Below are 18,872 nucleotides of genomic sequence, written 5' to 3'. Positions count from 1 at the left end.
GTTGCTGTACAGAAAGGTGCTGCCCGGAAAGCAGCACCTTTCTGTCTGTCAGAGCACCAGCTGGATTTCTGGTGGAGGAGGGGGAAGGGTATCAGTTCCGTTATTGATCCCCGCGCTTGTGCTGCCGGAAGACACGCTGGCCGATACCCATTTAAAGAAACCTGCAAACGCGGTTGAATCTAGCGTCTCCAGAGACACAACCTTATCGGTGAGCTGTTTTAAGTGCTCATGGCCTGCTTTAGGACCAACGGCGCAGGCAATGATGGATCCGAATCCCCGGCCGCGAATCGCTTTTACCGCTTCACCGTACGCCAGGGCATCAGAAGGGGTTCCATCAGTCATCAGGAATACCAGAGGACGCCAGTCTCCTTTTGTATCACCATCTGAGCGACGTACATCCCGTTCAACACACTGCATCAGACATTCAAGGGCAGCACCGGTGAACGTCCCGCCTGCGCTTGGCACAACGATGTCAGAAAACTGGAAGTCTTCCAGCGGCGTGAGAGGAATGAACTCACGCGCCCCATTGTCATAGGTGATAATGGAGATATGAACGCTTTCGAGGGCGTAGGGATCCTGGCGAAGAGCGCTAAGCATCGCCTGAATTCCAACGTTAACGGAATGGATGGACTCACCGCGCATCGAGCCGGATGTGTCGATAACAAGGTAAACAGGCAGGCGGCGCATCACATGTAATTCCTCAGGTGCGAGACAAACGAATCTGATTCTGAAGGCTCACCAATTGCCCTGAGTTTCCAGCCTGTAGCCTCGCGTATCAGCTCGGCAAAAACCATGGAGCGCTGGCTGGCGAAGGCGGGTCCGCCAGAAAGATCGAATCGTGCCATTTCAATATTACGGGCATCTACTGCCCGGATGAAGGCATTCTGAACTTTACCAAAGTGCTGCTGGAGCTTTTCACCATTGTAGATCTGAACGATGAACACAATTTTCTCGTACTGAGCGTCAAGGGAATTCAGGCGCACAATAATTTGCTCATCGTCACCGTCACCGGCTCCGGTTCGGTTATCGCCCGTCAGCCAGATATTTCCTGACTTATGGCGAAGGCTGTTGAAAAAGATGATATCGCCATTCACAAGCGTTGGTTTACCATTTTCCACATTGCCGAGATCGGTCACCTTTCCGGCTGAATTACACAGGAAAGCGATCACATCAAGGTCGTATTCTTCTTCTTTTTTACCAAAGATCCCGCCGAGGAAACCTTTCTTTTCCTCATTAATATCCCAACCCAGGCCGATAGTAACGGACGAGAGATCGTATTCATTTTTTTTCAGGCTTACGCCCTGGCCTTTGCTCAGACTGACAGACATGACATCCCCTTAATTAATAAAATTATAAGACCACGTTTACTTCTGGCGGCGGCGGTGGCAGGTCTTCAAGACCGATCACTTCTTTTTTGCTGGACTCCACTTTCTGACTGCCTACCGAAATGCTCGCACTGACCCATTTAAAGAAAGCTTTAATCGTCGAACTGTCAGCTGTATCGAGCTGAACCACGATTTCAGTGATTTCTTTGAGGACGCTGGTATCGGCATCATGCCCGGCTGCACATGCCACAACAACGCCGGTTCTGGCCGCTTTAAAGTCATTCAGGCCTTTACGCCAGTCATCATTCGGACTTCCATCCGTCATCAGGAATACAAGGGGACGCCAGTCACCTTTAGTGTCAGCCGTCGTTTTCTGTACTTCTTTGGCAATGGAGCTGGCCGTCAGGGTAAGCGCTTCGCCAAGAGAGGTGGTGCCGCTGGCTGTTAGTGCTGGCATCTGGAAACTCAGGAGGTCTGTCAGGGGGACTGCCTGTCGGGCTGAAGAATCAAAGGTGATCACTGACACGTAAGCCGTTTCGAGTGCATACGGATCCTGTTTCAGCGTGGTAAGCAGCGTCTGAACGCCATTCTTAACCGCTTCGATAGGCTCTCCGTGCATAGAGCCGGACGTGTCGAGTAGCAGATATACGGGTAAGCGTCTCAAATGTAATTCCTTCTTAAGAGATCGGAAGAGGAGAGTAGTTTCAGGAAGAGGCCAGAGTTTGTAGATTTGATAAAACGGCACGACATCTGTCGGGTGGAGATTAAATACTCAGAAGCGGCATTAAAGAAATAAGTTAACCACCATTGAATTACCGACATGTGAATGGCCTCTTATCAGAGAAAAAAATTCAGACCGTACTGGAATATAAGATTTCTGAAAAAAACTCCGGCAAAAATAAACTTTCTTATGTATGAAAATCATCATACATCACAGATCTGCATGAATGGAGTGTAAATCGCCCAAAGATTGATGTGTAGCACAAGAGGATGTCAAGACACCAGGTTTTGTAGGCAGAAAGGCGCTGCTGACATTGCGGGAGGAGAATAGATCAAAACTCCGTCACGCAGATACAGAGGTGAAATATGACAAAACCGGGGTTTTCACCCCGGTCTGAGATTTAGCGTCAGGACTTTTTAGCGCTGTATTCTTTTATCAGTTCATCAACGGAGTGCAGAGCCAGCTTCTCTACCGCTTCACTTCGGGTCGAGCCACTCAGCGCAGCCAGACGGTCAATTTTTCTTAAAATCCGCATGCGTAGCGATAATGACACGGCTGTTTTTTTATCCTTATCGAGTACGACCTTCCCTGTGGACTCACCGGTTTTCAGTTCAGCATTCTGTGCGAGCGCTTCATTCATCCGGCGAAGGGTCTTTTTATCCAGCTGGCCCGGATTAACGAGATGGTATGAATGACCTGCCTTGCTGTATTTGATCTCCGCAGAATATGACTCGCGTAGCTCTTTGAGTGCCCGGGTTAATGTCGGCTCTGAGCATTCCAGACTGGTTATAATGTCGGCAGCGGAAACGGGCTTGCCGGTGCCCAGTAAGTTGGCAAGCTTAAAAATCCGGGCCTGTCTGGTATTTAATTGCATCGTAAGATTTAGCCTGCTTAAAGGGTTAGTGGTTCAATAGGCTGAAAAATGAAGGTACTGCTCATCTTTCGAATAACCGGTTGATCGCCTAACGCTTCAACCGGATCAATGTGTTCTAAGCCTGCAAAATTTACTGACGACATCTGGCTGCGACTGCATTTGCAGGACAGGATATACTCATCCTCCAGATAGCCGGTCCGCTTACTGACCCGTTGCGTAAAGCCTGACACAATCACGTTGTCGAACGGTAGCGTATGTAAAACGATACCGACCAGGCGGAACAAGCAGCCATGGACGTGGCGGGCATAGTTTTCGCGTACGGCTTTTTGCGTCATGGCTTTTTCCGTCAGCTCCGTGCCCCGGGCATTAACGCCGTAAATCTTATCAGGGAAATCTTCAATCTCAGCTAAATCAACATCCAGCAGGACTGCTGATAGCTCCGGCTTTACTTCAAATGCAACAAGCGTTTCACGCGGCCATTCAGTTTCTGCCAGCACACCCGCCAGGTATGATTCGAAAAACGCGGCGTCTGTCCGGAACTGCTGCCGGGCATCTGCCTGAGCCGTGGCGAGCCGTTTTTCATGTTCTTCTGCTTCAAACTTCCAGTTTGCATACTGTTCGGCCCAGGCCGTCCGTTGTTGCTGGTACCGGTGCTGTCGAAGGGTATTCTCACGCTCCACATCAATCAGCTCCTGCTGCCACCGGCGAAGATTTTCGGCGTGGCGCTCAGCTTTAGCTGATTCCGATTCAAACCATTTACCCAGAAAACTAATGCCTTCGCTCTCGGCAGGCTTTTCCGGCAATGCAAGGTAGTCTGGCTTTTCTGGACGCACCGGTGCCGGAACCTGAAAAGGCGACGTTCTGTTATGCAGGTATACTGCTTCCAGCTCTGCCCAGCTGATGCCTGTTTTTGGATCCGGCGTCAGCTCGTGAATATTACGGATTGCGGTTACCGCTGACATGAGTTCAGCGGCTTCCTGCTCAAGCGCCTGTCTGAGCCCCGGGTCGGTTGCCGTCCGGTTTCCACCTCCGGAACGCGCGGCCCGGTCAAGCCGGGTACGGTAACTCAGCCCGGTACCGGGCAAGCCCAGATTGGCATAGGTCCCCCGGCTACCAAAAGAAACGGAAGCACCTCTCGGCCCGACACTCAGGCTCGGTGCACCGTTACTCAGGTTGAGGCGAACGCCAGGAATAATGTTGATCGACTTTCTGAACCTGAACCCCATTATGATTTCCTTAATGATGCTGGGTCACGGTAAGTAATCTGATTCCATCAGCGCTTTGCTCGTTCTGTAACCCATAAAAACGAGCTCTGTCCAGAATGCCAGCCGCCCAGCGGCGATGTGTGGCGGGTTCACACATTGCTCCCTGCGACTTAAACACGGCCTGGGTAGAGTTCAGGATCCGCAGAGCGTCAGAATACTCACCCTGAGTGACCATCAGCGCGTTTTGAATGACCTCTATCTGACCCGGGTGAATGGCCGTTTTCCCAACAAGCCCATGTGCCATATCAAGAGCCAGCTCTCTGGCCATAACGGCATGATCGTCAATATGCTCACATACGGGCGCGGTCAGGGCAAAATCACGCGGGCCGAAGACTGAAACGAGCATTTTGATGACGTAGCCCATCGGGCTGTCATACAGCGTCAGGTCCCGGGGGCGGCGAAGCGACACAACGTTCATAAGATCGTTGCCGCCGATTCGAAGCGCAATAATGCGGTCGTGGCAGGGATGTTCCACCAGGCGAGTGGCCAGCTCGCGCATCTGAACCACGTCAAAGACGTCTTCTGTTTCCAGCGTTGGCATCATGCACAGGTGAGTCCCGCCCATGATATCCCACCATTCAGCTAACGAACTGAGGGTAAATTTCGGCAACACAAACCCATCGACAGCGGAAAGATCATAATGCGCTTTTAACCATCTGCCCATTTCGGCATGCCGAGGGCGAATGAACACCAGAGGCCAGTCATTTTTACCCAGGCTACGCATGCTGTTACTGAGCTCGTGCAGCAGGTGCTCCAGATTTTTGAGGGCGATGGGGATGTCTGCTTCACTGACAGCATCCTCCAGGCAAATCACCAGAGAGCGCAAACCCGGGATTTTCCCGTGCAGGACGGCATCAGCAATATCTTCCCGTGTTGCAGGCATGTATAGCGTGGCTCCCAGATTCCAGGGAGAAAGACGATTTTTCATCAGAGTACCTTCTTGATAATGGTTACAGCCCGATACTGGCCGAGGGTTCCCCCCATTTCTGTAACAACTATTCCCTTTTCACGAGCAAGCCCTACAAGCAAGGCAACGTCCGGGTCGTCAATAGAACGCACAAATACATGGTCCGGTACCCGACGTAATACAGCCCGGGTTGCTTCAGCAATACCGGGTTTAATACGATTGACGCTGTCCACTTTAAATTCATCGGCCAGGAACGCGATAACGTCGCGACTTGTCTGCCATAAGACCCGGGCTGACTCCATATTCCAGCTCAGGGTAGCGAGGGATGACGGGGTTAACTTCTTACGGAAATGGGCGACGGTATCGACAAGCATCCGGCTGCATTCGAATTCACTGAGATGCTCGCAAACCATGCACCCATGTAATCCTTCAGAGGACCATACTGACCGGGAGATCAGGCCTGATACCGGCGCACCCATGATGCCAAAAGGAATGAGCCAGTCATCATCACTGGCTGCAAGCCAGGAGCAGCCACAGGGATCGGCCAGGACAACCAGTCGCGGCTGCTCAGGATAGCCCGGGCGATCTTTCAGTGCGCGTACAAGCTCTCCGGTAATTGCGCCTTTACCTGTCCATCCGTCAACAAAGACAATACCGCTGGTACCATGGCGCTCTTCAATGACGTCGAGGGCTGCACCGTCAATTCCACGATCCCGGATAATGCTGATACCGTAATGCCATGAGGTTTTCCCCATGTCACGCAGGGCCTGGTGCAGCATAACGCCGAGCGGCACGCCAGCTCTGACGAGACTGGCCAGTACAATGGGCTCATCACCGAAGCGTTCGGCCAGAGCAATAGCGAGCTGTGTGACTTCTTTTGCAAGTCTCTCTGCGCCCCGATCCAGCGCCCGGTGAAACAAATCAAGATGCCATTGTGTTGGCGCTGGCTCCTGACTGAGCATGTCCGAATAATGTTTCTTCCCTGACTGAATCAGCTCTTCTTTTTGCTCAACCGGCGTCATCTCAATGACTACCGGCTTTAGCAGAAATTCCACGTCACCGGGCTGGTATGAGCCGGTAAATGTGTCATGTGGCTGCATTTTAATTTTCTCCAAAAATTCGCTGTGAAATGGCATCTGCAAACTGACTCTGACGCGGGATGCCAAACCAGCTGCACAGTTTCATAAAACGATGATCGCTCAGGCTGTCGCCCAGACCAATTACGGGGAAGACTCCGCGTTCAGCCCGAAGTTTTTCAAGAAGCCATCTGACTGCCAGCCCTTTCTCAACCGCGGTGGGAAGCCAGGCCACGTTATTACTGTTGCGGTGGATGTAGAAGCCCTCGGTCGGAAACACCGTTTCTATCTCATCTGCAATGGCATTGAGCTCGTCAAGGCGGGTGCTGTCGCGGTGCTTCATCACCATATAAACCGCCGTTTCACCGTATTCGAAGTTCAGCCTTGCCCAGGCATTGATCCCTTTTGCGTCCATCATTTCAGTGATCAGACGCTGCATCGATGTCAGCTTTTCCTGATAGGGAGCCAGCTGGCCGAGCATATGGGCCTTCCACTCCTCGTCGGGTTTGCCTTCTGGCGTGAGAATGACGGCCCCGTGAGTGGTGATTGCCCAGGAGTGGAAAGGGATCCGTACGCGGCTGATTTCTTCAGTTCCCCGTGCGGTAACGGGTATGAGTTCAGCCTGCTCCAGGAGCCAGTCCACCAACATGGACTGTTCTTCCGTCATAAAGCTTCGTGGATTCAGGGTGCGATCAACGGCACCGGTACGGAATGGCTCCAGGGCCAGCTCGTCCACCATTTTACGACGGGTCTGAAAGAGCGTGTCGTCAAGGTCGCTCAGAACAACGGGTTTATTCATAGGTAACAATCTCCACGACGGCCGCAACCTCAGCCAGCGCTTTAAGAAGCTGCGTGTCAATACTTTCTGCGGGTGTCTCAGTACACACAAGAATGCGGTCAAACTGCTGGTGGGCGACGTTATAGACAAAATTGGGGATGCCCAGCCCGTAGTTATCCGTAAAGGAAATGGCGGACTCAATGGCATAACCAACGGCGATAGGGGAGCGGGTGGTCGATCCATAAAATGCCTGTGCTCCGGCAGCTTCGAGCCGTTCAGCAAGCAGGAACGGCTCCCAGACGAATTCCCCGGTCCCGAGAACCAGAATACGTTCCCCCTTGTGGACGGAGACCTCATGGCCGAGATCGGCCGCAGGTGCGAGCATCCCCAGTCGGCCCCAGGACTGTTTTCCCTGGATGTCCCATTCTCCTCGTGAAGTTACGTTGACTTTCGGCATGTCCGGGACAGGTGCATCAGGTAATGGGGTCCATCCCCACTTACCGCTTACAAGAGAAACCGAAGTGACTGGTAAGGTGCTGCGCTCGGACAAGGCTTTGCCACTCCAGTCGGTAAGCGTAACGGCTATAACCTGTTCAATATGTTGAAGCTTGCCGGTATTACGCAGGGCTGAAAGCAGGTTAATAAAGGTATTACCGGTGGTTGCCTCGTCATCAATCAAAACCAGCGTTCGTGCGTTGGTAACACGACGTCTTTTCTCTTCATCATCTGGCAGATAGATCAGATGATCGGTGGCGTGGCTGTGTTCTTCCTTGAACTCGCAAAGCAACGTGCCATCAACCGGGTGACGGGTAGAGGTCAGATAGACAGATTCAGGATGCTGGTGGCGCACTTCATCAAATACACCGGCCCCAAGCCCAACGGCGGTTTCAGCCATACCGATAAACAGTACGGGTCCTGTCAGTGTCGAGGGGAACTGGCTGGCAAGCTGTCTGTAGGCCTGCCGCATGACTGAGGGTGGCACGGGAATGTGCCTGCCGAGTACTTTGCTGACAAACAGAAAGGCGCGTTTCGGGTTACGTCTTTCAGCGATGTCAAACAGGTCATCGAGCGAAACTTCACCCTGGTCGCGGGTTACCTGAATCGTACCGCATGAGAGGGTACGGCGATAAATCATATCTTCGAGGATATCAGACATAAATACGCCTTAATTCAGAAGGTTAGAGAGTGATTCCGGGTATGCAATTACATCCGTAATGGATCTCACCGCAACCGGAGAAAAGGTGTTTTTAGCGCTCTGGCGCACCATATCTTCAGACATCAGACCGAGCTTAAAGGCAGCAAATAACCCAGGAAGGTTCACCCCGCTGTGAAGGGTATAACCCACCCCCCCTGACGGACGCATGTTGGTTTCAAGCAGCACCGGGTTGCCATTCACATCGTTTCGCGTCTGAACATTCACCAGCCCGTCGGCCTTCATAACCCTGGCGCAGTCACACGCCAGTTCCCAGGCGCTTCCTTCGTTTACCAGATACTGGATAACCCCTTCCTTACGGCGTCCCACGGCTGCGAGTATTTCGCCCTTATCCGCGAGGATATCGACGGAAAATTCCGGGCCTGGCAGGTACGGCATCAAAACAAGGGGTTTAAACGACTCAGCAGCTGATGCTGCTGCAATATACTGTTGCGGACTGACCAGACGATGTTCGGGATGATTAAAGACGGCCATAGGCGAAGCACTGTCATCAAAGCGCCAGAATCCCATGCCATAGATACCCGTCACCGGCTTCACGCATACCGGGCTGTCAGTGAACGGCGGGGCCGCGAGGTGTGTTTTTAATTCTGCCAGCGTATTCACCCGCCAGGATGGTACGACCGGGAGACCCTTTTGCTCCATAAACTGAGCAAAAGTAACTTTTTCGTCAGCCAGAGTTAACCAGTCGACGCCCGTTGCACCGGTAGTAAGGGTGGCACCGGTCGATTCAATGGCTGAACGGTGTTCTTCAAACCACTGGCTGTTACGGCCAGTATGAATATGGTGGATGCCGTAGGACTGAATGGTTTCCTGGATAAACTGAAGACGTTTTTGAGGATCTTCAGGTTCAGTCAAAGAATAGTCGGCAACGGAAAGGATTTCATTTCTTTCGTTACGGTGGGAGGCAAAAACGGTAATGGCAAAATTATTTTTTTTTGCAAATGATTTTACCCCCTGAATAATATCTCGCTGGGAGGATAAACCTTCCATAAACCAAATTTTCTTGTTCATTTTTTTTAATTATCCGGAACGCCATGCAAATTTATGATTGAGAAGTGAGTCTATGAGTGTCTAAGCTACATGTCAATCATAATATGATTTATAACTCCTGTGGTTATGGAGTGCGTCAGGTTTTTTGGATTCCTGATAACACATTGATATTTAAATTAAACTTAGAAAATTAACACCCTGAAAAGGATTTCTTTTTGTGTTTTTACAGAAAACTACCAAAATTTCCCTTGTCAGAGAACTTCATCATGATATGATTTTCTTCGTCAGTTACTAAATATACCTTTGATTGTCTCGGTCATTACCATTTTAAGGAATAAAACATGGTTTCATTAGTTAAGAACCAGACGGTATCACTCAGCAAAGAATCATCTGCATTAAGCCAGCTTCATTTCGGTCTCGGTTGGGATCCGGTTAAGAAAAAAGGTCTTCTTGGAGGATTGTTTGGAGGCAACGACTCAATCGATCTCGATGCTGGCTGCGTATTAATGGACAGCACCGGTAAAACAATTGACACCATCTGGTTCCGCAAACTGGAATCCACCTGCGGCGCTGTTGTGCACAGTGGCGATAACCTGACCGGTGAAGGTGACGGTGACGATGAGGTGATTAATGTCAACCTCTCCCGACTGCCTGCAAACGTTGAATACCTGGCGTTTACGGTAAACAGCTTCCGTGGTCAGTCGTTCAATGACGTCGAAAACGCGTTCTGCCGCGTTGTCGATCAAACCGGCAAAGAGCTGGCTCGCTACAAGCTGACTGAGCAGGGCTCACATACCGGGATCGTTATTTCTTCGCTGCGCCGTAATAACGGCAACTGGGACTTTACCGCCCTTGGCCATGCCTGTCGCGGCCGCACAATTGACGATATGCACTCCGATATCGTTTCAGCGGTTATTCGCTAATGAACCTGACGCCGGGGGGCAATGCCCCCGTTCCAGCCCAGGAGTTGCGGGTCCGGATCACCTCGGGCGGCCAGGTGGATGCTTCGGCGTTTCGCCTGTATGCCGACGGGAAGGTGCAGGGTGATGCGGACATGGTGTTTTATGGTCAGCCACGTAACGATGATGGTACCGTCAGCCTGGTCAGTGAAGGCCAGTACTCAACCTTTACTGTCGCGCTCAACCGGCTGAAACCTGATGTCCAGAAAATTGCGTTCACCGTGACCTGTGACGGTGGGCAGACGGTGTCCGGTCTTCGTAATCTTTCCATCGACGTGGAGCAAGGGGCTACCGGCCTGGTTAGCGGCAGTGTCGAACTGAGCGGCCGTCAGGAAGCAGCCTTAATTCTGGGTGAATTTTACCGTCGTAATAATGACTGGAAATTCCGCTTCGTTGCGCAGGGGTTCAACGGTGGACTTAAACCGCTGGCAGAGCATTTCGGCGTAAATATTGCCGACGAACCGGCTCCCGCAGCCCCGACTCCTCCGGTTGTAACCCCTCCGCCAGTTGAGACAAAAATCAGCCTGAGCAAGGTATCGCTGACAAAAGAGAAGCCTGCAATCAGCCTGACCAAACGGGATAACTTCGGTGAAATCCGGATCAACCTGAACTGGCACCGGGGCAGCGGCAAATCAGGCTTTGCAGGCATGTTCGGCTCCAAAGGAATCGACCTGGATCTGGGGGCCTTTGTTGAGCTTCAGGACGGGTATAAATCGGTCATTCAGGCGCTCGGTAATGCATTCGGTGATTATCGCGATGAACCGTATGTTCAGCTCAAGGGCGATGACCGGACGGGTGATGTATCAGACGGCGAGTGGCTGCATATCAATGGACGTGAATGGAAGCATATCCGCGAAGTGCTGATTTACGCCTTTATTTATGAAGGTGTTCCCAGCTGGGACAAGACTGATGGTGTGGTCACCATTCATGTGCCGGATCAACCGCCCATTGAGACCCGCCTGACCGAAGGTGAAAACCGTCGCACATTGTGCGCCATTGCCAGACTCGTAAACGAAAACGGCGCAATTAAAGTCGAGCGAATTAACCAGTACTTCAAAGGCCAGGACGAAATGGACCGGGCATTTGGCTGGGGATTTCGCTGGAGCGCCGGTTCTAAATAACACAGCAACAAAGGAAACAGGTATGAGCTTTTTCGACAAAGTTAAAGGTGCCATTAACTCAGGCCGTGACGAACTGACCCGCCAGGTTGGCCGTTTCAAAAACAAAAAATTCATGCAGGGCACCGTTGCTGTATGTGCCCGTATTGCCGTATCGAGTGACGGCGTAAGTTCGGAAGAAAAGCAGAAAATGATGGGCTTTCTGCGCTCTTCAGAAGAGCTGAAGGTCTTCGATACCAATGAGGTGATTGAGTTCTTCAATAAACTGGTTTCAAGCTTCGATTTCGATGTTGAAATCGGCAAGGGCGAAACCATGAAATACATCCTGGCGCTGAAAGATCAGCCTGAGGCCGCTCAGCTGGCCTTACGTGTTGGTATTGCCGTTGCGAAAAGTGACGGTAACTTCGATCAGGACGAGAAACTGGCCTCCCGCGAGATCGCTATCGCGTTGGGCTTCGACCCGGCTGAATTTGGCCTCTGATCCACATCCCTAAGGGTAAAATATGGTTTCCACACACATCGGCTTCCCGACTGAAACGGTCATTGTTTTTATTGCGCTTTCAGTCGGTGCCATCTTTATTGACCTGTTTATGCACCGTGATGACAAGCCTATTTCGCTGAAGAGTGCGGCGCTCTGGTCCGTATTCTGGGTTGTGGTTGCGATGGCATTTGCCGGTTTCCTCTATATCCACCACGGTGCTGAGGTTGCCAGTCTGTTTGTCACGGGTTATGCGCTGGAGAAAGTGCTGTCGGTCGATAACCTGTTCGTCATGATGGCCATCTTCTCCTGGTTCGCCGTTCCGGATCGTTATCGCCACCGTGTTCTCTACTGGGGGATCATTGGTGCCATTGTCTTCAGGGGCATCTTTGTCGCCATCGGTACGAGCCTGCTGAGTCTGGGGCCGTATGTTGAAGTTGTCTTCGCTATTATCGTTGCCTGGACAGCGGTCATGATGCTTAAAAGCGGTGATGACGATGATGAAATTGAGGATTACTCCCAGCATCTGGCTTACCGCATGGTTAAACGCTTCTTCCCTATCTGGCCGAAGCTCAGAGGGCATGCCTTCCTGCTTAACCAGAAGGAAGTGGATGCTGAACTGGCGAAACCAGAAAACAGCGATGTCACCATTGGCCGTGGTAAAAAAGCGGCGCTGTATGCGACCCCGCTGTTCCTGTGTGTGGCTGTGGTTGAACTCTCGGACGTAATGTTCGCGTTTGACTCGGTACCGGCAATCATTGCCGTCAGTCGTGAACCGCTTATCGTCTATAGTGCCATGATGTTTGCTATCCTGGGCCTGCGTACTCTGTACTTTGTCCTTGAGGCACTGAAACAGTACCTGGTTCATCTGGAGAAGGCCGTTATCGTGCTGCTGTTCTTCATCGCGGCAAAACTCGGCCTGAATGCGACCGATCACATCTGGCATCATGGTTACAGCATCGCGGCAACAACCAGCCTGTATGTTGTACTGGGTGTACTGGCGCTGGGCATTCTCGCAAGCGTCATGTTCCCGGGCAAACCTGAATCTGAGGAAAAGGGGAGTTAATCCCCTTAAGTGTTAACCTGAACAATTACTAATCGAAGAGGTTATTTTATGAGTGTTTCTCTTTCCAAAGGCGGGAACGTCTCCCTAAGTAAAGCAGCTCCGTCAATGAAAAACGTCCTGGTGGGCCTTGGCTGGGATGCGCGTTCAACAGACGGTCAGGACTTTGACCTGGATGCTTCAGCATTCCTGCTGGCCTCAAACGGCAAAGTGCGCGGCGATTCAGATTTCATCTTCTATAACAACCTGACGTCATCCGACGGTTCCGTAACGCACACCGGCGATAACCGCACCGGTGAGGGCGATGGTGATGATGAATCGCTGAAAATTAAACTGGACGCCGTCCCGTCTGAAGTTGACAAGATCATCTTCGTTGTGACCATCCACGATGCTCAGGCTCGTCGCCAGAGCTTTGGTCAGGTATCCGGTGCGTTTATTCGTCTGGTTAATGACGATAACCAGACTGAAGTTGCTCGCTACGATCTGACCGAAGATGCGTCCACTGAGACTGCCATGCTGTTCGGCGAGCTGTATCGCCACAATGGTGAGTGGAAATTCCGCGCAGTAGGTCAGGGTTATGCTGGTGGTCTGGCATCTGTATGTGCTCAGTACGGCATTAACGCGTCCTGATCAAAAAGTAACTTTTCTACCCGGGGCTGTTAATGCAGCCCTCATTCAACTGTTTGCAGGAGCTAAAAATGGCAGTTTCTCTCGTAAAAGGCGGCAATGTATCTCTGACCAAAGAAGCACCAACCATGAATGTTGCTATGGTTGGCCTAGGCTGGGATGCCCGTGTAACCGATGGTCAGGGTTTTGACCTGGACGCTTCCGTGTTCGCAGTAGGCGAAGACGGTAAAGTGTTGTCAGATGCGCATTTCATTTTCTTCAATAACAAAACCAGCCCTGATGGCGCGGTAGAGCACCAGGGCGACAACCGTACCGGTGAAGGCGACGGCGACGATGAGCAGGTCAAAATCGATCTGACCAAAGTCTCAGCAGATATCAAAAAACTGGTGTTTGCCGTTACCATCTATGATGCAGAAGCGCGTAAACAAAACTTCGGCATGGTGAGCAACAGCTTCATGCGCGTTTACAACAACGACAACGGCACGGAAATTGCCCGTTTCGATCTGTCTGAAGATGCCTCAACCGAAACCGCTATGGTCTTCGGTGAACTGTATCGTCATGGCGCTGAGTGGAAGTTTAAAGCTGTCGGTCAGGGCTTTGCCGGTGGCCTGGCGGCTCTTGCCTCCCAGCACGGCGTTAACATCTAAAATAACGCTGAATCATACCCCGGCAATGCCGGGGTTTTTTTTGGTTGCGATCCGCTATCAGGAGGGGGGGGGCAGAAAGGGTTCGGGAATCTCAGAAAGCAGAGAGATGTTAATTCTGACGTGAGCCTTTTAAAGGCAGGAAACGGATTTTTCTCTGGTTGCTGGTTAAAGCCTGTATTCCGTGCCTTATATCAACAGCATGCCCCTCTGATATATGTTACGTTTGCGACTTATGAAGGCACGGGTTCTGGAAGATAAAATACCCGACCAATGGAAATTCCAATTCAACAGGTATAGAAACTTCAACGTGATGAAATATGGTGTCACACCATATATACGCCTCACCAGAAATCCAGCGTCCTGAACTAAGCCAGGGGAACCTATATAAACGCTGCGCTTTAAAATAATCAAAAATCAGGAGAGTTAATGTGAATCTACAATCCGGACAAAACATACCACTTCAGCAATCTGCGATCAGGCTGAATCTTCAGTACCCTACCAAATCCGGCTTTAAAGGCGAACCCGATACCTGCCTGTTCCTGCTTAATGCTCAGGGAAAGGTCAGCGGCGATTCTGACTTTATCTTTTACAATAATCTGTCTTCTCCTGAAGGGGCAGTAAAGCTCGTTACCGGTTCTCAGCAGTCCAGCATTGAGATAGCACTGGATCGTGTTCCTGCGAACATCAGTAAAATTGCAATCACAGTTGTCATTGATGGTGAAGATACCATCAGTGGGCTCAGTTCGTTGAGCATGCAGGCTCAAGGAATCGCTGAGTTCCAGGCTGAGACTCAGGGCCGCAGTGAGAAAGCAATTATCCTGGGTGAAGTATATCGGCACAATGGCGCCTGGAAGCTTCGTGCGCTCGGGCAGGGTTTCAACGGTGGTCTTGAGCCTCTGGCCATTAGCTATGGCGTTGATGTCGCACAGCCAGCTCCGCAGCCAGCAAAGCCTGCTCGTATCAGTCTGGAAAAGAAACTGGAAACCAGATCTCCGCGCCTTGTAAGCCTCGCTAAAAAAGCCTCGGTCAGTCTTACTAAAAATAAACTGGACACCCTTGAGGCAGCGGTTGCATTTGTACTTGACGCATCCGGCTCAATGAGTGGCCAGTTCAGTAAGGGTAACGTTCAGTCTGTGCTGGACCGCATCGCCGTTCTTGCCGCCCAGTTCGACGACGACGGTGAAATGGATGTCTGGGGATTTGGAGAGAAGCATAAGAAGTATCCAAACGTCACACTGGACAACCTGGACACATATATTCAGTCCATTCGCGGGGCTGGAAAGCGTTCAGCCTGGGAGAACCTGCCGGGCCTCGGAGGGACAAACAACGAGCCTCCTGTGATGGAAGAAATAGTCGACTACTTTAAGGACTCGAAAATCCCGGTGTATGTTGTATTTATTACCGATGGCGGGATCAGCAAGACCCGGGCGATTAAAGATGCAATCCGGCGTTCTGCCAACTACCCCATCTTCTGGAAGTTTGTCGGCCTGGGTGGTTCAAGCTACGGTATCCTCAAAAATCTGGATGACTTTACTGACCGCCGGGTTGATAACACCCACTTCTTTGCCATGGATGATTTCGGTTCGATTAGCGATGAAAAGTTATATGATAATCTACTGGAAGAATTCAGACCGTGGATCGATGAAACAAAAAGGTTAGGCATCCTTTAATACGCACAGTTTGAGCTTGGTTGAATGAGCTCTACAGCAGCTTAATACTGTAGAGCCTTTGTTCATTGGAAATCGTACAGGGAGGCGCATATGGACCGCATCAAGTACCTGAAATGGATAGCTGAAGAATCACCAAGTACGGCTCAGCAGCTGGTGGCCTGGTTAAACAGAGCAAGGCACTATACGCCCGACATGAAAGAGCATCAGGCAGGTGTACAGATTCAAGAAAAGGGGATTGTTGTAGGGCTTAGACAAAGTACTAATCGTTATCATGGAGATTGTCTGACCATACATGTGGTACGGCTTCCGGAAGAAATACAAAACAAGGGATGGTTTAAGTCTTTTCTGAAGCTTTGCTGTGAATCGAATCCCTGGTGCGATGTTGTAATAGAAGACGTGAAAAACCCATATTTATTAAGCTTTTGTAAGAAACTAAACTTTACTGTATTAGATGAATTTTACCCGAATACTTACATAGTAAACACAGATGCCATTATGAGTTTACCTATCCCACCCTTAGGGAGATACGAAACCTATCTTTATTAAACCTGCGAACCTTTACCGGTTGCGTGGGGAGCGGATGGACTTCGGCTAAAGAAAAATCACATCGTCTATTTTGACCAGAAAAAGCTAATCTGCTTGATGTAATGCAGAAACGCATTACATTAATATCTTCTCCCAACAATCACCTGAACAATTCCCTGATTGCTTTTCACCTCATACCAGTGCTGGCTCATAGTTAGTCCTTAAGCAAATTTGTTATCGGAATAAAGAACGAAGCCAGCCTCATCGAGGCGCATAACCTTCTTCCCTTAACGCCTGTTGTAATTTTTCAATTGCGCTTTTCATTACCCAGGCTTCTTCGTCACTCACAGCACAGCCACGAAGATCGCTCCAGCTCAGACGTTTAACTAATTGAGCAAGGGCCATAGTTTCATTCTCATCAAGCTGCAAACTCAGTGTCTCAATACCTTCCACTATCTAACCTCCCTTATACTGAAAAATGGCGCTTTATTTCTGACCAGATGCCGAAGCCTTGAATGCGGCCGGAACTGCCGTTGTTTCTACTTTACAGAAATGGAATTAAAAAGTGGTGGTGCTGGGCACGTTTCTTTTCCAGTCGGGGTTTAAGCCAGAGCCGAAACTCATTCAACTTCTCAGCAGCCAAAACCGCTTCAACGGGGAAAACTTTATATTTACCCTGCTGCTGAGGTTCACCCAACCATCGCCTGATGGCTCCGTCAGTCCATAAACGAGTCTCTTTGAGCCTGGTTACAGTGACCCATTTCCTGGACCATTCATCAAATTGTCGCTGGCGATCCCGATAACGTTGTTCTTCCTGCTGACGAAGCCAGTCGCGATCAACAGCGAATTTTCGGTATCCAACAAAGAGCCCTTGTACTTTGGCCATGACAACATTCCGGTTTGCTTAGAACTGTTCAGACAGACATGTCAGGGATAAAGCTGAAGAAAAAGGTACAACGAAGAATAACCAAGACATAGGCCTGCCGGGTAAGTGGTGCGGTGCACAGGACTGTCGGAAAGTACGCTCAGAGAGGGTCGTTTAAGCATGATGCACCACCGCCAGCCAGCCTTAATAATGGTAATGTACCACTGGGTTACCAGACAGACCAGTAACGCATCAAACATAAAACTGTTTTTTAAAAAACGTCAGGAACGTAGCCTGACCTTTTAACCAGTGGTGTAAAAAACATACAGATTGCTCTGAGGTATGAGGTTCAGCAACTAGCCTTGTCGACGCAGAAACATTAAGTAATCAATAGCAGCTATCGCAAACAATGGTGAAAACCACCACGTGCTTTTCAACAAGCCAAGCGGCAGAAAGAGTACAGTTGCCATCGAATAAACAAAAACACGAACCATACCATCTGTAATAAACATAGGCTATTTGCAATCTGAGGTTGGATTGTAGATTTTAGTTAGAAATGGATCAAAGTCCGTTTTGTGCAAAACTTGGTTGACAACCCTCTTTTGGAAGATGTGCCGTTTCGTGCAAAAGTTGGTTGGAGGCCAAGATGGCAGAGTTCGTAGGTTCGGCTGCTTCGCAAGCTGATTTCATTTGGAAGAACGCGGAAGACCTGTGGGGGGGGATTTCAAGCATACCGACTTCGGCAAGATCATTTTGCCGTTTACTCTGCTGCGTCGATTGGAGTGCGCACTGGAGTCTACACGGGAAGCATCGCTCGATAGCCAACCAGCCACGATTGAGTTCTTAGAAGCAGAGTTCAGTGTTGATTTCGATGCGCTGCTATCTTGACCGCCAATCAGACCCGCATGGTTCAGGTTTGTGTATGAGAGTCCCCAAATGGCTGTAGTTCTAACCAAAGCCTTGATTGAAGCCGGCCGCGCCGGAAATAGTGGGTACAGAAAAGGCAGTTGCTTGCGCTGGGCGTAAGTTACCCGCCGAAAAGCGGCTGGATCGAACGACTGATCGGCACTGAGGTATCTGACGAGCAGTACGAACGCTTTCTGGGGCACAGCACGAGCAAGCAGGCTGAACAGATCCTACGCGGAGAGCAGCCAGCCAAGGGGCTTCAGTATGCAAAGCGAGCGAAGAAGCTCGCTTCTGAAAGAAAAGCCACAATTGATCTGGATAACGAGCACCTGTCTGAAATCGAAAAGTATCGGTAGCCCTAGACTTTTAGCCGCTGAAGATCTCTTAGATACCATTGGTGAAACTTGCTGAAGTCAGCCTTCTGTTTCTCTACCGTGCTGTTATAGATCGCATCACTGGTAACCGCACAAGCAGTCCAGCCAGCCTCATAGACGAAGCGAGTAGCTATCGGTGACTTCTTCGGGGTGCTATCCCAGCGGTTTTTGAGCCACCGCGCAAGCCCTTCATCAAGAGGGACCACCAGATTTAGCTGCTGTTTTGTGCGAGTGATACCGACATAAAACAGCCGACGTTCCTCCTCGATTTCCTCTTCGGCCGGAGGGGTGTTCATCGATGTGCGAACGCTGTAAACATCATCGGGTTTGCCGCCAGGAAATTCCTGCTCATTCAGCCCGATCAGGGGTCGTCTCAGAAAACGGAATCTATGGTCACTCCCGTTTTTGCAACACCGATTTTGACGACAAGTTGGCTTGCTTGAATCTATCCGGCGTCTGAATGGGATTTTATTCCCGCGCCTTGATGAGTT

General features: G+C 50.5%; 22 protein-coding genes and 1 pseudogene. 10 read left to right on the top strand and 13 right to left on the bottom strand.

Annotated elements, in window-relative coordinates:
* Positions 1 to 48 precede the first annotated feature (48 nt).
* From LLF79_RS23710 to LLF79_RS23665, 10 genes are all read right to left on the bottom strand, one after another.
* Positions 49 to 687 (bottom strand): VWA domain-containing protein, encoded by a 639-nt coding sequence (locus LLF79_RS23710; protein WP_013087240.1) that lies wholly within the window; start codon positions 685 to 687, stop codon positions 49 to 51.
* The gene (locus tag LLF79_RS23705) at positions 687 to 1,328 is read right to left on the bottom strand and encodes a TerD family protein (protein WP_000116681.1); all 642 of its coding nucleotides are present in this window, start codon (positions 1,326 to 1,328) and stop codon (positions 687 to 689) included. The genes LLF79_RS23710 and LLF79_RS23705 overlap by 1 nt, the downstream gene beginning before the upstream one ends.
* 22 nt (positions 1,329 to 1,350) lie before the next feature.
* Entirely contained in the window at positions 1,351 to 1,989 is a 639-nt protein-coding gene (locus tag LLF79_RS23700) for a VWA domain-containing protein (protein WP_001388628.1), read from the bottom strand.
* Positions 1,990 to 2,452: 463 nt separating this feature from the next.
* Complete coding sequence (gene terW, locus LLF79_RS23695) at positions 2,453 to 2,920, bottom strand: tellurium resistance protein TerW (RefSeq protein WP_001176767.1); 468 nt, start codon at positions 2,918 to 2,920, stop codon at positions 2,453 to 2,455.
* A gap of 17 nt (positions 2,921 to 2,937) precedes the next feature.
* Positions 2,938 to 4,146 (bottom strand): DUF4236 domain-containing protein, encoded by a 1,209-nt coding sequence (locus tag LLF79_RS23690; protein WP_058688214.1) that lies wholly within the window; start codon positions 4,144 to 4,146, stop codon positions 2,938 to 2,940.
* A 10-nt stretch (positions 4,147 to 4,156) separates the two neighbouring features.
* Positions 4,157 to 5,113 carry an HpcH/HpaI aldolase/citrate lyase family protein gene (locus tag LLF79_RS23685; protein ID WP_011152965.1) on the bottom strand — a complete coding sequence of 319 codons (957 nt, stop codon included), beginning with the start codon at positions 5,111 to 5,113 and terminating at the stop codon, positions 4,157 to 4,159.
* Positions 5,113 to 6,192 (bottom strand): cysteine protease StiP family protein, encoded by a 1,080-nt coding sequence (locus tag LLF79_RS23680; protein WP_001585166.1) that lies wholly within the window; start codon positions 6,190 to 6,192, stop codon positions 5,113 to 5,115. Before LLF79_RS23680 ends, LLF79_RS23685 begins: the two co-directional genes overlap by 1 nt.
* Before the next feature lies 1 nt (position 6,193).
* Positions 6,194 to 6,967, bottom strand: a complete 774-nt coding sequence (locus tag LLF79_RS23675) for a hypothetical protein (protein ID WP_001040058.1) — start codon at positions 6,965 to 6,967, stop codon at positions 6,194 to 6,196.
* A complete protein-coding gene (locus LLF79_RS23670) occupies positions 6,960 to 8,102 on the bottom strand; it encodes a phosphoribosyltransferase domain-containing protein (protein ID WP_001280115.1) in 1,143 nt (380 codons plus the stop codon). The genes LLF79_RS23675 and LLF79_RS23670 overlap by 8 nt, the downstream gene beginning before the upstream one ends.
* A gap of 9 nt (positions 8,103 to 8,111) precedes the next feature.
* On the bottom strand, positions 8,112 to 9,170 hold the full coding sequence (locus LLF79_RS23665) for an ATP-grasp domain-containing protein (protein ID WP_012695441.1): 1,059 nt from the start codon (positions 9,168 to 9,170) through the stop codon (positions 8,112 to 8,114).
* A gap of 320 nt (positions 9,171 to 9,490) precedes the next feature.
* On the opposite strand from LLF79_RS23665, the gene LLF79_RS23660 reads away from it, so the two are divergent.
* The 8 genes from LLF79_RS23660 to LLF79_RS23625 all read left to right on the top strand — a co-directional run bounded on the left by LLF79_RS23660 (position 9,491) and on the right by LLF79_RS23625 (position 16,257).
* Complete coding sequence (locus LLF79_RS23660) at positions 9,491 to 10,072, top strand: tellurium resistance-associated protein TerZ (RefSeq protein WP_000254137.1); 582 nt, start codon at positions 9,491 to 9,493, stop codon at positions 10,070 to 10,072.
* Complete coding sequence (locus tag LLF79_RS23655; protein ID WP_001054786.1) at positions 10,072 to 11,229, top strand: TerD family protein; 1,158 nt, start codon at positions 10,072 to 10,074, stop codon at positions 11,227 to 11,229. Before LLF79_RS23660 ends, LLF79_RS23655 begins: the two co-directional genes overlap by 1 nt.
* Before the next feature lie 22 nt (positions 11,230 to 11,251).
* Positions 11,252 to 11,707 carry a tellurite resistance TerB family protein gene (locus LLF79_RS23650; RefSeq protein ID WP_000007449.1) on the top strand — a complete coding sequence of 152 codons (456 nt, stop codon included), beginning with the start codon at positions 11,252 to 11,254 and terminating at the stop codon, positions 11,705 to 11,707.
* 22 nt (positions 11,708 to 11,729) lie between these two features.
* Positions 11,730 to 12,770: a tellurium resistance membrane protein TerC gene (gene terC, locus LLF79_RS23645; protein ID WP_000255079.1), complete on the top strand. Its 1,041-nt coding sequence runs from the start codon at positions 11,730 to 11,732 to the stop codon at positions 12,768 to 12,770.
* Between the two features lie 48 nt (positions 12,771 to 12,818).
* Positions 12,819 to 13,397 carry a tellurium resistance membrane protein TerD gene (gene terD, locus LLF79_RS23640; protein WP_000116680.1) on the top strand — a complete coding sequence of 193 codons (579 nt, stop codon included), beginning with the start codon at positions 12,819 to 12,821 and terminating at the stop codon, positions 13,395 to 13,397.
* Positions 13,398 to 13,465: 68 nt separating this feature from the next.
* A complete protein-coding gene (locus tag LLF79_RS23635; protein WP_000301247.1) occupies positions 13,466 to 14,041 on the top strand; it encodes a TerD family protein in 576 nt (191 codons plus the stop codon).
* 428 nt (positions 14,042 to 14,469) lie between these two features.
* Positions 14,470 to 15,711 (top strand): VWA domain-containing protein, encoded by a 1,242-nt coding sequence (locus LLF79_RS23630; RefSeq protein WP_001053340.1) that lies wholly within the window; start codon positions 14,470 to 14,472, stop codon positions 15,709 to 15,711.
* 90 nt (positions 15,712 to 15,801) lie between these two features.
* Positions 15,802 to 16,257 carry a hypothetical protein gene (locus LLF79_RS23625; RefSeq protein ID WP_000374058.1) on the top strand — a complete coding sequence of 152 codons (456 nt, stop codon included), beginning with the start codon at positions 15,802 to 15,804 and terminating at the stop codon, positions 16,255 to 16,257.
* Between the two features lie 240 nt (positions 16,258 to 16,497).
* On the opposite strand, the gene LLF79_RS23620 is transcribed toward LLF79_RS23625, so the two are convergent.
* Positions 16,498 to 16,689, bottom strand: a complete 192-nt coding sequence (locus tag LLF79_RS23620) for a hypothetical protein (RefSeq protein WP_000398479.1) — start codon at positions 16,687 to 16,689, stop codon at positions 16,498 to 16,500.
* A 91-nt stretch (positions 16,690 to 16,780) separates the two neighbouring features.
* On the bottom strand, positions 16,781 to 17,122 hold the full coding sequence (locus LLF79_RS23615) for a hypothetical protein (protein ID WP_001151572.1): 342 nt from the start codon (positions 17,120 to 17,122) through the stop codon (positions 16,781 to 16,783).
* A 625-nt stretch (positions 17,123 to 17,747) separates the two neighbouring features.
* On the opposite strand from LLF79_RS23615, the pseudogene LLF79_RS23610 reads away from it, so the two are divergent.
* A pseudogene (locus tag LLF79_RS23610) lies at positions 17,748 to 17,968 on the top strand (type I restriction-modification system subunit M N-terminal domain-containing protein); the annotation flags it as partial.
* 140 nt (positions 17,969 to 18,108) lie between these two features.
* Positions 18,109 to 18,363, top strand: a complete 255-nt coding sequence (locus LLF79_RS23605) for a hypothetical protein (RefSeq protein ID WP_000880375.1) — start codon at positions 18,109 to 18,111, stop codon at positions 18,361 to 18,363.
* A 2-nt stretch (positions 18,364 to 18,365) separates the two neighbouring features.
* On the opposite strand, the gene LLF79_RS23600 is transcribed toward LLF79_RS23605, so the two are convergent.
* Positions 18,366 to 18,872: 3'-5' exonuclease (locus LLF79_RS23600; protein ID WP_275060748.1), on the bottom strand; the 507-nt coding region annotated here is incomplete at its 5' end.

Source organism: Enterobacter cloacae complex sp. 2021EL-01169, assembly GCF_020733125.1.
In the GTDB taxonomy this organism is placed as follows: domain Bacteria; phylum Pseudomonadota; class Gammaproteobacteria; order Enterobacterales; family Enterobacteriaceae; genus Enterobacter; species Enterobacter roggenkampii.
Note: the sequence above shows the minus strand (reverse complement) of the source record. Positions and strands in the feature narration are given on the sequence as shown.